This is a genomic window from Bacteroides sp. 2_2_4 (genome assembly GCF_000157055.1).
Lineage (GTDB): Bacteria > Bacteroidota > Bacteroidia > Bacteroidales > Bacteroidaceae > Bacteroides > Bacteroides ovatus.
This window is the reverse complement of record NZ_EQ973361.1, coordinates 76,568-89,660: the sequence shown is the minus strand read 5'-3', so window position 1 is coordinate 89,660 and position 13,093 is coordinate 76,568. Positions and strand designations below refer to the sequence as shown.

Below are 13,093 nucleotides of genomic sequence, written 5' to 3'. Positions count from 1 at the left end.
GATGAAACGGCTGTTTATCTTTTGGGTTATCCTATTGCCTGCCCTGACACAGCACGTTCACGCACAATATTACAGCGTGAACTATGACGCACGTACCGTGGCGGCCATGGCCGCCGCATTCGGCACGGAGGTAGTGGCTGAAAGCTACTACCGCGAGCAGGTGGATGATATTCTGAAACACTATACGGCAGCAGAGGTGGCAGCAGCAGGGATATTTTCTTCCAAATTTTTGGAACACAAGGCTCTGTCCGACCTTGGCATCTGGTGCAGCAGCACGGAAAATTACTACTATCGTCGAATTTATCATATGGTGGCGGAGAAAATCATGCCGAAAATATGGGTGGTAGCGAAACTGATGCTACGCTCACCACAAACAGCCATCCACTGGGGCAGTTACCTGATGAAAGTCTGCGATGATACGAAGAGCCTGTGTATGCAGTTCGAAAGCGTTGTGACCAACAGCACACTGACGTTCTCGGACATCGCTTTTCTGGAGATTGACCGCGACATCGCCAGTTTGCTGAACCTCGCAGAACTGGGCGGTACCGATTGGCAACGGATGTTGGACAACTTGGCCAAAGTGCCGGGCAATTTCACCATCGAGAACTTGAAAGGCGATATCGACAACCTTTATAACATGGGCGTAGGGCTGGCAACATCTGGTATGGAGAACCTCGGTGACGCTCTACTGCAAAGCAGTGCGTTCCATGACCTGTTGGGCGGCAAAGCCAATGAAATCGGCAACCTGTATGAACACTACGGTACTCTCTTCGAGCAGGCGGAACATGACATCGGTAGTCTGCTAATCGACATGGTGGGCGGTCAGGATAGCGTGGCCGCATTGTTCAATTTCAGCAACTACGACCTCACATCGTGGATGACCGACTACATGGACAATGCAATCGGGAACTATTACACGCAGCGGTGGTACATCGCACGGCGTGAGCAAGGAAGCATTTCTCTATGCGACTACTACCCACCGACAGACGACAACAGCATATTGAACGGGGGCGCATGGACACGCTTTAACACGAGTGAACCGGGATTTTATCCGAACGCTTCGCAACGGGAGCAGGCCCTCGCCAATTCAGAACGGTATGCCGGATGGTCAAGAAGTCGAGTACAACAGCTCAACAATAGCAACGATGGCTACACCTATACTATCAATACCCGACAACAGGCCTATATCATCAGTAAGGGTAACAAGCAGACAAAGAAGGCATACGCCTACGAGATACACGTGACACAGAGTTGGAATCGGACGGAGGTGGTCTATGAGGATGTCTTCGACTCCTATTCGATGGATTTGAATACGTTCAAAGCGCAGCTCAATGCCCGCCTCTCGGAGTTCAATGACAACGAGGAAGGCTATGTCTATTACATAGCATCCGATGCACGGAACTATTATCAGGCGACGGATGCCGCAAAATTGCAGGGATGCGAAAGCGTGACCATCAGTGTAACCTGTTCAGACGGGGCGACGCTGGGACAAGGCTCGACACAATACAAGTGTCGCAAGTGTGGCAGCTCACTGGATGCCCACTCCAAAGAGTGCGTCATGCAGACCTCGGTAACGGAGAACGAACTGGATCTTTCAGAACTGGACGCACTGATACGGGAAGCGGACAATCAAGTCGCCGTTCTTCAATCTCAGATTAGTGCCTTGGAAAAGGAAAACGCCGACCTTCTGAAAAAAATTGCCGAGGCGAGCGTGGAAGACGCAGCAGCTTACCGGCAACAATATAACTCCAACCGGACACGTATCGAGGAACTGAAAAGCGAACTTGCCGAGTGGCAACAAAAACAGAAGGAGTACGCAGATGCGAAGCAGGAAGCGGAAGCAGAGAACGATGTGCCGACAGATGATTACTACCGCCTACCGGCTATCATGCAGGATTGCAAGACAGCCTATAGCCTCACTTGGCAGGACGGAGGTACATGGAGCGGCTATACGTTCGTCCGTAAGGCGACGATGCCGAACATCAATGGTATCATTACGTTCCGTGCGACTATTTCTATCGCACGGAAGCCGAAATACTTTCTGGGTATCAAGATTCACCGTGCCATTATCCAAATCAGTTGGGAATTGACTTCGGCATACACAGACACGCACGTTGCCGATGTACTGACACTCGATCCGAACCTGCCGAACGAGGAAAAGACTAAAATCGTGAATAATCGCATATCGGAAATCGCACGGGAATATCCCAACTGTAAAATCACTACCGAGTATGCCCGTACAGAACCTATGGAAGAAGTACCGAACAGCGACGTGTACCACCTGCTTTGGTCAAGTGACCGCCTCGAAATCGCACGAGAAGTGGATTCACGTATCACGAAAATATACGCCGACCTCGTATCCTTGGAGAAGATGATGCACTACAAGCGGAACATCATCGACGTACTGAAGGATGTGCTACCGGGACTCGATACGGACGAGGGTCGTAGGCTGACACTCGTGGAAGAGTGCCATGACCGCTGGGTAGAAAACGCACGGACATCCCGAAGTGGCAGAAAGGAGGTACGGCCATGAAACGCACTATACTGATAGCCATTACGTTGCTTGCGCTACTACCCGATGTCGCCAAGGGCCAATGGACATTCGATATCGTGTCGGTGGAAGCGTACATAAATGACCACAAAAAACAACGCAGCCTGTTGCTGGCCCGAAGCACGCTGGAATACAGCAACCAACTGCTGCATGAGTACAGCCGTGAGGAGACGGGCAAATACAAGGAAGTAAATATCGACCTTGACCGCTATACCCGTGCCTTTGATGTCATCGACGTGATGTACCAATCCCTGCGGACGGTGCTGAACGTGAAGGATACCTACAGCTCGGTAAGTGACCGTATCGGTGACTATAAGACCATGCTGGAGGCTTTCCATGAGAAAATCCTGAAACATGGGAACATCGAGCCGTCAGACGCACTGATACTGACTATCAATGAAAAAGCAATACGGGACATCGCCAACGAGGGAGAACACCTCTATAAGTCGGTGAGCGACCTCGTACTGTATACCACGGGCGCAGCGGCCTGCTCGACCAGCGACCTGCTGATGGTACTGGAGTTCGTGAACAAGTCGCTGGACAGCATTGAGCAACACTTGAACCGGGCATACATCGAGACATGGAGATACATACAGGTACGTATCGGCTACTGGAAATCGAAGATTTACCGGGAACGTACCAAACGGGAAATTATTGACGGTGCTTTCGGACGATGGCGCAATGCGGGGCGACTGGATTATTGACGGTAAAAGAGGAAGGAGGTAAATAATGCCACAAGTTAGATTATGACTTCTATGTACCGAAATTGATAAGGAATATCTTAAAACGCAGGAAAAGCGTTTCGTCCTGAATGTTCGGAGAAGTACAAACAGAGAAAGAAACTTTAAGTACAAACAAGTCTATCTGGCCTATAACCAAGAGGCAAATGGACATTTGGATTAATAAAAGATGTAATGAAAAAGATCGTTTTTGAAAAAGACATTACGCTATATAAAGCCGATTGCCTTGAAGTAATGCCTCTTCTCCCAGAATCAAGTATTGATTTAGTTCTATGCGACCCACCTTTTGGAATTACAGCCTCGCAATGGGATAAGATAATACCATTCTCGAAAATGTGGGAGGAGATTAGAAGAGTGAGAAAGGATAATGCGCCTACGGCTTTATTTGGCAGCGAACCGTTCAGCAGCCTTTTACGCTGTGGCAATTTAGCCGAATTTAAATATGACTGGGTATGGGAAAAGTCAAAAGCAAGCAATTTCCTTCTTGCTAAAAAGCAACCTCTAAAAGCACATGAGCTAATCAGTATCTTTTGTAACGGCAGAACTCCTTATTATCCAATCATGGAGGAAGGTGAGCCTTATGAGAATCGTACAAAGAGAGGAAGTAACTGGACAGGAGTAAACAAGGTACCAAATCCTACATTCAGAAATGAAAACAAAGGAACGAGATACCCACGAAGTGTGAAATATTTTAAAACTGCGGAATCAGAGGGCAAAACGATTCATGTTAATCAAAAGCCAATCGCATTATTGAAATATCTGATAAAAACATACACGAAAGAGGGTGACACAGTCCTTGATTTTGCCTCTGGAAGCATGAGCACTGCAATCGCCTGTATTCATACGAATAGAAAATGTATTTGTATTGAAAAGGATGATATGCACTTCTTGCGGGGAGAGGAAAGGATTAGAAATGAATATAATATAAAAAGAAATGTGGAATAATCCTGGTGATTAACTGATTGAAACACATTGAGTATTAAAAGATTAATAACAAATAACCGAAAGTAAATATGGACAGAATACTCTTACTCGTGACGGTTACAATAATTGCAACCACGGCGGCAAAGGCACAATCCGTGACCTATAACCACGATTCGCCGAAACAAAACCAAGTAACAGTAATGGAAACCGGTACGGGAGCACTCTCGCCCGACCTCTACTATTCCATACTGCACAACAAGTATAAGAAGTCGGCAGCAGTCAAGAACAAACTGTCATTCCGCACACTGGCGGGCGTCAACCTATACAACCAAACGGACGAAGCTGAAGCCATCGACTCGGCATTGGTGAGCCGGGCAAAGATAGAAGCCTTGAACGTGGCTGACCGTCAAGCGGACATCGCATGGGTCGCTGAAGGCGATAAGGTCAACGGACAGATGGTACGGTTCAAACGAAACATAGACCGCATCTTGCCTGTCGGGGGGACACCGGAGGATAAAGACAGATGGACGGAATATTACCATATCTACCAGTGCGCCATTGATGCAACGAAAGATGCCTATATGCCCAACGCACAGCGGAAGAAAGAGTATCTGCGCATCTACGAGGATATAACTCGACAGAACGAAATCCTTGTCGGCTACCTTGCCAAACGGCAGAATACTACGATAACAAGTACGCTACTGAATGCTACCGCTGACCGTACTCTGGATAAGGAGAGTATTGTCCGCGATGCGGTGAACCGATGGCACGAATCGCGCTTTGCCGTGCGCGGCCCGCAATCAGGCAATAACACGGGTGGCAACGGCGACGGAGATGAAACAGTAAACAAAGGGAACTGAAAAAACAAAAACGTATGGCAGACGGAAATATACTCTCGGATTTCGGTATTAATATCCTTGAAGAAGAAATTGACGATGTGATTTTTCAAACGAACGAGTTCCTGACTGATGCGACTTTTACCGGCTCGCAGGGACCGTTCTGGTGGATACTACAAATGTGCATGGCACTGGCTGCCCTGTTCGCTATTGTGATGGCAGCGGGAATGGCGTACAAGATGATGGTGAAACATGAGCCACTGGATGTGCTGAAGCTGTTCCGTCCTTTGGCTGTTTCAATCATCCTCTGTTGGTGGTATCCGCCAGCAGACACGGGTATGGCTGGCAGTGGGAGCAGTTGGTGTTTCCTTGACTTCCTGTCTTACATCCCGAACTGCATCGGCTCGTACACGCATGACCTGTACGAGGCAGAAGCCACCCAAATAGCGGACAAATTCGAGGAAGTGCAGCAACTTATCCATGTACGTGACACGATGTACCAAAGCTTGCAAGCACAGGCAGATGTCGCTCACACGGGTACCTCCGACCCGAACCTGGTAGAAGCGACCATGGAACAAACCGGAGTGGACGAAGTGACGAAGATGGAGAAAGACGCAGCCGAACTGTGGTTTACCTCACTGACGGCAGGAGTCATCGTAGGTATCGACAAAATCATCATGCTTATCGCTCTGATTGTGTATCGTATCGGATGGTGGGCGACCATCTATTGCCAGCAAATCCTACTGGGCATGTTAACAATATTCGGACCTATACAATGGGCGTTCTCGCTGTTGCCCAAATGGGAAGGTGCATGGGCGAAGTGGCTTATAAGGTATCTGACAGTACATTTCTATGGTGCAATGCTCTACTTCGTCGGCTTCTATGTGCTACTGTTATTCGACATTGTACTGTGCATACAGGTAGAAAACCTGACGGCAATCACAGCAAGCGAACAGACAATGGCGGCCTACTTGCAAAACAGCTTCTTCTCCGCCGGCTACTTGATGGCGGCAAGTATCGTGGCACTGAAATGCCTAAACCTCGTGCCGGACTTGGCAGCATGGATGATACCTGAAGGCGACACGGCCTTCTCTACACGGAACTTTGGAGAAGGTGTGGCGCAGCAGGCCAAAATGACGGCTACAGGCGGTATCGGCTCGATGATGAGATAATGATAAACCTAATATTAAATATCCAAAAGATGAATGTACAACAGAAAATTGAGAAATGGTGCAGGAACGAGCGTTTCGTGCACTATGCAAATGAACGCATAAGCGAAGAACTCGTTTATGCACCTAACCACCGAATTGATCCGGAATATGAAGAACTGGACGAAGCCATTACATGGGACAACCGATATATTGTCCCTATGATGACTTACCTTACCTATCGTCTGCAACTGGTCAAATTGCAGAAAAATGCCAAGAATCGAAACCGCCGTGTCTGGTGGATATTCGTGCATGTAATCATGCGGGAAGATTACACACAGCTTTTTGACGGGAAGTTCGAAAAATTTCTGACGGAGTTGCATGATACAGTCATGACAATGTTACATGACGAATACACACGATTGTCTAACAAGTAAAAATAGAGGTATATGGTCATCAAACATTTGGAGAATAAAATCCGACTGGTGGGCATCATCTGCACTGCTTTTCTTGCAGGGTGTATCATCATCAGCGTATCAAGTATCTGGACTGCCCGGACAATGGTGACGGACGCGCAGAAAAAGGTGTATGTGCTGGACGGAAATGTACCTATACTCGTAACCCGCACGACGATGGACGAAACACTGGACGTGGAGGCCAAGAGCCACGTAGAAATGTTCCACCATTACTTTTTTACTCTCGCACCGGACGACAAATACATCCGCTATACGATGGAAAAAGCGATGTACCTGGTCGATGAGACGGGACTGGCACAGTACAATACCCTCAAGGAAAAGGGATTTTACTCCAATATATTGGGTACGAGCGCGGTGTTCTCGATATTCTGTGACAGTATCTCCTTTGACAAAAAGAATATGGAGTTCACCTACTATGGTCGGCAGCGAATCGAGCGCCGGAGTAATATCCTGATGCGCGAACTGGTTACGGCAGGGCAACTTAAACGTGTGCCGAGAACGGACAACAATCCGCATGGACTGCTCATAGTAAACTGGCGCACATTGCTGAACAAAGATATCGAGCAAAAAACAAAGAGTAACTATTAAATCACCAAAGATATGAATATCAAAGGATTCAAACGGATGTTGTTCGGCGAGAAGATGCCGGACAAAGATGACCCGCAGTACAAGGAACGCTACGAGCGAGAGGTGCAGGCCGGGCATAAATTCGCCAAGGCGACACGCATCGACCAAGCGGCGGCCAAGGTGCAGGGCTTTGCCAACGCACACCGGACGCTGTTTCTGGTCATCGTCTTTACATTCGTCATCGGAGCTTTCGTATGGAACGCCTACCGCTTGGTAACTGTGTACAGACACAGTCCGGTAAGTCGCACGGCGACGGAAAAGCAGGATTCAGTGCTTCGGGAACGGCACAAGCTGTTGCAGGAAGTCGAAATAAGGGAACATAAAAACAGAGGGGACAAACCACAATAAAAGAATACTTATGAATACACGGCTTGGAAAATCAGTCCGTTCGTCAGACGAATGGTACACGCCAAAGGAGATACTGGACGCATTGGGCAAATTCGACCTTGACCCTTGCGCTCCCATCCATCCGTTGTGGCCGACTGCCGAGGTCATGTATGACCAGAACATAGATGGGTTGTCCCAGATATGGGAAGGGCGTGTGTGGCTCAATCCTCCCTATTCGCGTCCTCTTATCGAGCTATTCGTCCGGAAATTGGCAGAACATGGCAACGGCATTGCATTATTATTCAACCGTTGCGATTCCAAAATGTTTCAGGACGTCATCTTTCCAAAAGCGACGGGAATGAAATTCCTACGCCACCGCATCCGATTCTACCGACCAGGCGGAGCACGAGGTGACTCTCCCAGTCGCGGTAGCATCCTATTAGCTTTCGGAGAAGACAACGCAGAGATACTGAGAAATTGTGCCATTGAAGGCAAATATGTACAACTCAATTAAAAGATGTATAATGAAGATATTGGAGAAAATCAATTTTCGCCAGCCGAAATATATGCTTCCCGCCATCCTTTATTTCCCCCTGCTCGGCACGTCTTATTTCATCTTCGACCTGTTTCAGACAGAAACGATAGAAATACAAGACAAGGCGTTGCAGACGACGGAGTTCCTGAACCCCGAATTGCCGGGGGCACAGATCAAGGACGATGGCATAGGCAGCAAATACGAGAATATGGCGAAATCATGGGGTAAGATACAGGACTACTCCGCTGTAGATAACATAGACCGGGAAGAACCCGATAAAAACAAGGAAGAGTATGAATCGAAATACACGCAGGACGACATCGACCTGCTCACGGAAGAACAACAGGAAAAAGCTGCGGCAGCGGAAATTGCCTCTGCCAAGACACGAGAACAGGAAGCACTTGCCGAACTGGAAAAAGCACTCGCAGAGGCGAGACTGAGAGGGCAAAACGCGACTGTACCCCCGGCAGAAACGGACACGGCCAACATTGCTCCACCACAAGGAGCAGCAGCCTCCGGAACCATCAACGAAGAGAGCCGGGCTGTGAAAACGCCATCAGCGGACGAACCGCCCAGCGAGGTGGTACGCAAGGTGAAGACAACCTCGGACTACTTTAACACACTGTCGAAGAATGTCCGTGAACCGAAACTCATCCAAGCCATCATTGACGAGAACATCAAAGCGGTGGACGGCTCGCGCGTGAGGTTGCGCCTGCTTGACGATGTGGAGATCGGCGAGTGTGTGATAGCAAGGGGAACATACCTGTACGCTACGGTAAGCGGATTCTCATCCGGGCGCGTGAAAGGTAATATCAGCAGCATCCTCGTGAATGACGAATTGGTGAAAGTGAGTCTCTCACTCTATGATACAGATGGCATGGAGGGGCTGTATGTGCCCAACAGCCAATTCCGGGAAACGAGCAAGGATGTAGCAAGCGGGGCAATGTCGGGCAATATGAACATGAGTATGGGAAGTACAACAGGAAACAGCCTTGCACAATGGGGGATGCAGGCGGTGAACAATGCCTACCAGAAAACAAGCAATGCCATTAGCAAAGCTATCAAGAAAAACAAAGTCAAGTTGAAATACGGAACTTTCGTGTATTTAGTGAACGGACAGGAAAAAAGGAATTAAAACGATGATGACATGGAAACAGATTTATCAGAATATCACAAAGGTACGGATGGGCTTTATTATGCGGACTATATAGCCCCCAATAAAGCCGAAACATTTATCGGAAAACTTGTGAGTACCGAATGGTGGCATCACAGAGGGCAGTTTGCCCTAATATGCAACTTCCGAACAGAAGACAGACGGAGGATTGCCTTATTCGCTTTTCAAAAACATACCGGTTTTTACGGACCAAGATACGGGAATGTTAATTTCAAAACAGTGGAGAAGGGCACTCTTTGGCAATGTGAAATCCAAATGACCCGGACGGGACGTTGTACTTGGGCGCGTGCCAGGCAGATAAAGAAATGAAGCGAAATAGGGAAAAGAAATCAATATAAATATTTTTAATCATGTGCCTATGAAATCTTCAAACTACTTAAAAAAATTATACGGGAATCCGACAGATGAAAAATATACACCGGGATATGGTGTATTACCCATTATCAAATATATACCCGAAGGCAAGATAGTCTGGTGTCCTTTCGATACGAAGCGCAGTGAGTTTGTGCAGAAATTCAAGGATGCCGGTTTCCATGTCGTGTATTCCCATATCTATAACGGACAGGATTTTTTCAACTATGAACCGTCCCAATGGGATATACTCGTATCCAATCCTCCTTTCAGCCGGAAGGTGGAAGTCTTTGAACGCTGTCTGAAACTCGGAAAACCATTCGTCTTGCTGATGTCCAACTATTGGCTGAACAACGTAGCACCCTGCCGACTTTTCCAGAATACTGATCTGGAATTACTCATGTTCGATAAACGTATTCAGTTCGGAAAAGGGAAAAACGTACCGTTCAACAGCAGCTATTTCTGCCATAAAATACTTCCGAAACAAATCATATTCGAACAGATAGATGTTACGGACAAATCTCCAAGTTGTATGCAGGATGACATCCCAGATAAGGCAAATATCAATTCGCAAGAGAATAAAGCAATCATGAATTTTCAATTATAACTCTGTATTTCAATGAAAAGGAATTTATTTGGCATTATGCTTCTATCAGGTATTTCCATTTTACCGAAAGCTAACGCACAAACTACCTACGAAGAAATGGAACAACTGACGGTGAACGAACAGATAACAACTGTCATCACGGCATCGGAACCGGTGCGTTTCGTGGATATTTCCACTGACAAGGTGGCGGGCGATCAGCCCATTGACAACATCATTCGCCTAAAGCCCAAGGAAAGCGGACACGAGGATGGTGAAATACTCGCCATCGTCACCATTGTGACGGAACGATACCGCACACAATACGCACTGATTTATACCACAAGGATGAAAGAGGCAGTAACAGATAAGGAGATATTGCTACAAGAGCGTAATGCGTACAACAATCCGGCAGTCTCAATGTCCACTGCCGACATGACACATCATGCACGGCGCATCTGGAACTCACCTGCAAAAATCCGCAACGTAGCTACCAAAGCACACCGCATGGTGATGCGTCTGAACAATATCTACTCGGTGGGTGACTACTTCTTCATAGACTTTTCCATCGAGAACAAGACGAACATCCGTTTTGACATTGATGAGATACGGATAAAGCTGACAGACAAGAAACTCGCCAAGGCAACCAACGCACAGACTATCGAACTGACACCTGCCCTGGTTCTGGAATCGGGCAAGACATTCAGACACGGCTATCGGAATGTGATTGTCGTGAAAAAGATGACCTTTCCCAATGACAAGCTACTGACCATCGAAATGACGGAGAAACAGATTAGTGGCCGTAACATCAGTCTGAACATCGACTATGAGGATATACTGGCGGCAGATTCGTTCCATGCAGATTTATTGGAGGAGGAATGACTATGAAAAAGACAATCATCGTGATAATTACCTGCGTGTGTATCGCTGCAAGTGCAAATGCACAACAAGGTAGCGGACGCCTCTCGCTTGGCACAGGGCTACTCTACAAGAACGGCATGGATATAACGCTCGCCTACGAACACGAAATGAACTATCGCCATATGTGGGAGTTTTTCGTCAACGGCTATCTACAATGGGCAGAGTGCGCTTCGTGCGGGCATATCTGCCCGGAATCATTTTGGCGAAACTACCGCAGCTACGGTTTTGGCGTGGCCTACAAGCCGTGCATGACGCGGGGACGCAACCACTATGGCAGTCTGCGTATCGGAGCTTCAGCCGGAAGCGACATGAATAAGTTCCTCGGTGGCCTGCACTTCGGTTACGAACACAACTATGTGCTACGGGCCGGATGGACACTGTATTGGCAAGTGAAAAGCGATGTGATGATAAAAGGTGCGGACGTGCTGCGAGCAGGTGTCGTGCTGGGTGTGAAACTACCTATAAAATAGGGAAACAAAAAAGAAAGCAATATGATACGAAAGATACATTTGGTGGCAGCGGCAACGGCTGCCGTGCTTTGCGCTGCCTGTGACACGCATATAGACGTACCCGATACAGCAGTTCGTCCAGGACATATCCTCTGCGAGGATGGAACAGCCTTGCCTTACGCACAATATGAACAATCGGGGAAAAAAGCGATAGCGGTGGTCTTCGATACCGAAAAACGCGGAGATACGGAGGGGGACGGTTATGCAGTTTACCTGTGGGACATTGCTCCACAGGCATTCGCCGACAGCCTCGGCATCGCACAAGGCACATCGGCTGACATCATGGCTTATGATGGCAATGAGAATACATTCGCACTGTATGATACACAAGAAACCGCTTCGCCAATGGCAGAAGCGGTTTTCGGCCTATGGCGGTACGGGCAGAGTGCCTATGTACCGTCCGTGGCAGAGATGCGGCTGCTCTACACCATGCGAAAGATAATCAACCCTGTCATCGAACAATGTGGCGGTGAGCCGTTACCACTGGATGAAAACGACTGTTGGTACTGGACATCCACAGAAGTCGAAAAGCAACAGACAGCCAAGGCATGGCTCTATTCCATGGGGAGCGGCGCAATGCAGGAAACACCTAAAGTACAGGCGCACAGAGTACGCCCCATAATTACCATAAACGAATAAAAGATAGAAAGATATGAAAGATACGGATATATTTTTCAGCATAGCATTGATGATATTGGGAATTGTCCTCATGTATAAGTCCATGAAAGGTAATTCATGCCGACAAATACTGGCAAAACTCGCAGATTCCATAGCATCGGATAAAGAAGATATTAATTTTCAAATTAAAAGGTTCGGCTACCTTTTGGACGAAATGGCTGCCGATAATGAAAAAAATTCAATCTTGAAGTGTCATGCCGACAGACTGGAGGAACTTGTCACGCAATTAGACCGCACACGAAACGAACTTGAAACAAGTAATCTGTCAATGGCGGATATTAACGGAGAGTTGAAAAGAAGTAATGCCGAACTTGTAAAGAGAGCAACCCAATTACGCAATGAGATACAGCAAAACGAGCTTGTCATCCAAAAGATGCAAGAACGCCTTGATTCTCTCAAAAGAATCAAAGTGGGGCTTGAAATAGCCCTGAATAACATTCAGGCAGAAGAAGTACATTATCTCTCGGAACCGGTATTCAGTTTGGGTATTACCCCATCCATCAAAAGGCATCTTGAATCTCATGGAATATTATATATCGGGGACCTGATTCATCTTAACGAGCAATATCTCATGGAAATCTGGGGTATCGGTCCGGTAACACTTGATAAGATAAAAACAAAACTGAACGAGAATGGTACATGGTTCGGTATGGATGTAATCAGAGTAGGTAATCATTGGTATCGTAGAAAACAAGGACTAATAACAGACTGAC

The 13,093-nt window shown here is 47.4% G+C and carries 16 protein-coding genes; all 16 read left to right on the top strand.

Features of this window, described 5'->3' with window-relative positions; translation table 11 throughout:
- Window position 1 precedes the first annotated feature (1 nt).
- The 16 genes from BSCG_RS12340 to BSCG_RS12415 all read left to right on the top strand — a co-directional run bounded on the left by BSCG_RS12340 (window position 2) and on the right by BSCG_RS12415 (window position 13,092).
- Complete coding sequence (locus BSCG_RS12340) at window positions 2-2,533, top strand: hypothetical protein (protein WP_008776233.1); 2,532 nt, start codon at window positions 2-4, stop codon at window positions 2,531-2,533.
- Window positions 2,530-3,255: a hypothetical protein gene (locus tag BSCG_RS12345; RefSeq protein ID WP_008776232.1), complete on the top strand. Its 726-nt coding sequence runs from the start codon at window positions 2,530-2,532 to the stop codon at window positions 3,253-3,255. Before BSCG_RS12340 ends, BSCG_RS12345 begins: the two co-directional genes overlap by 4 nt.
- A 210-nt stretch (window positions 3,256-3,465) precedes the next feature.
- On the top strand, window positions 3,466-4,236 hold the full coding sequence (locus BSCG_RS12350) for a DNA-methyltransferase (protein WP_008776231.1): 771 nt from the start codon (window positions 3,466-3,468) through the stop codon (window positions 4,234-4,236).
- A 68-nt stretch (window positions 4,237-4,304) separates the two neighbouring features.
- Window positions 4,305-5,075: a DUF5045 domain-containing protein gene (locus tag BSCG_RS12355; protein WP_004310178.1), complete on the top strand. Its 771-nt coding sequence runs from the start codon at window positions 4,305-4,307 to the stop codon at window positions 5,073-5,075.
- Between the two features lie 14 nt (window positions 5,076-5,089).
- Complete coding sequence (locus tag BSCG_RS12360) at window positions 5,090-6,223, top strand: hypothetical protein (RefSeq protein WP_004310177.1); 1,134 nt, start codon at window positions 5,090-5,092, stop codon at window positions 6,221-6,223.
- Between the two features lie 29 nt (window positions 6,224-6,252).
- Window positions 6,253-6,636, top strand: a complete 384-nt coding sequence (locus BSCG_RS12365) for a hypothetical protein (RefSeq protein WP_007218156.1) — start codon at window positions 6,253-6,255, stop codon at window positions 6,634-6,636.
- Window positions 6,637-6,648: 12 nt separating this feature from the next.
- Window positions 6,649-7,263, top strand: a complete 615-nt coding sequence (traK, locus tag BSCG_RS12370; protein WP_004310175.1) for a conjugative transposon protein TraK — start codon at window positions 6,649-6,651, stop codon at window positions 7,261-7,263.
- A gap of 12 nt (window positions 7,264-7,275) precedes the next feature.
- Window positions 7,276-7,650 (top strand): hypothetical protein, encoded by a 375-nt coding sequence (locus BSCG_RS12375; RefSeq protein WP_008776229.1) that lies wholly within the window; start codon window positions 7,276-7,278, stop codon window positions 7,648-7,650.
- Window positions 7,651-7,660: 10 nt separating this feature from the next.
- Window positions 7,661-8,143, top strand: coding sequence for a DNA N-6-adenine-methyltransferase (locus tag BSCG_RS12380; protein ID WP_008776228.1), 483 nt, complete (start codon window positions 7,661-7,663; stop codon window positions 8,141-8,143).
- A gap of 10 nt (window positions 8,144-8,153) precedes the next feature.
- Entirely contained in the window at window positions 8,154-9,299 is a 1,146-nt protein-coding gene (gene traM, locus BSCG_RS12385; RefSeq protein WP_004310172.1) for a conjugative transposon protein TraM, read from the top strand.
- Between the two features lie 12 nt (window positions 9,300-9,311).
- Window positions 9,312-9,647, top strand: coding sequence for a hypothetical protein (locus tag BSCG_RS12390; protein WP_004322067.1), 336 nt, complete (start codon window positions 9,312-9,314; stop codon window positions 9,645-9,647).
- Between the two features lie 49 nt (window positions 9,648-9,696).
- Window positions 9,697-10,296 carry a hypothetical protein gene (locus tag BSCG_RS12395; protein ID WP_008776227.1) on the top strand — a complete coding sequence of 200 codons (600 nt, stop codon included), beginning with the start codon at window positions 9,697-9,699 and terminating at the stop codon, window positions 10,294-10,296.
- 12 nt (window positions 10,297-10,308) lie between these two features.
- Complete coding sequence (gene traN / locus BSCG_RS12400) at window positions 10,309-11,154, top strand: conjugative transposon protein TraN (RefSeq protein ID WP_007218152.1); 846 nt, start codon at window positions 10,309-10,311, stop codon at window positions 11,152-11,154.
- Window positions 11,151-11,663: a hypothetical protein gene (locus BSCG_RS12405; RefSeq protein WP_007218151.1), complete on the top strand. Its 513-nt coding sequence runs from the start codon at window positions 11,151-11,153 to the stop codon at window positions 11,661-11,663. Before traN ends, BSCG_RS12405 begins: the two co-directional genes overlap by 4 nt.
- 21 nt (window positions 11,664-11,684) lie before the next feature.
- Window positions 11,685-12,341: a DUF1566 domain-containing protein gene (locus BSCG_RS12410; RefSeq protein ID WP_007218150.1), complete on the top strand. Its 657-nt coding sequence runs from the start codon at window positions 11,685-11,687 to the stop codon at window positions 12,339-12,341.
- Between the two features lie 13 nt (window positions 12,342-12,354).
- Window positions 12,355-13,092, top strand: coding sequence for a DNA-directed RNA polymerase subunit alpha C-terminal domain-containing protein (locus tag BSCG_RS12415; RefSeq protein ID WP_007218149.1), 738 nt, complete (start codon window positions 12,355-12,357; stop codon window positions 13,090-13,092).
- The last annotated feature ends 1 nt before the right edge of the window (window position 13,093 follow it).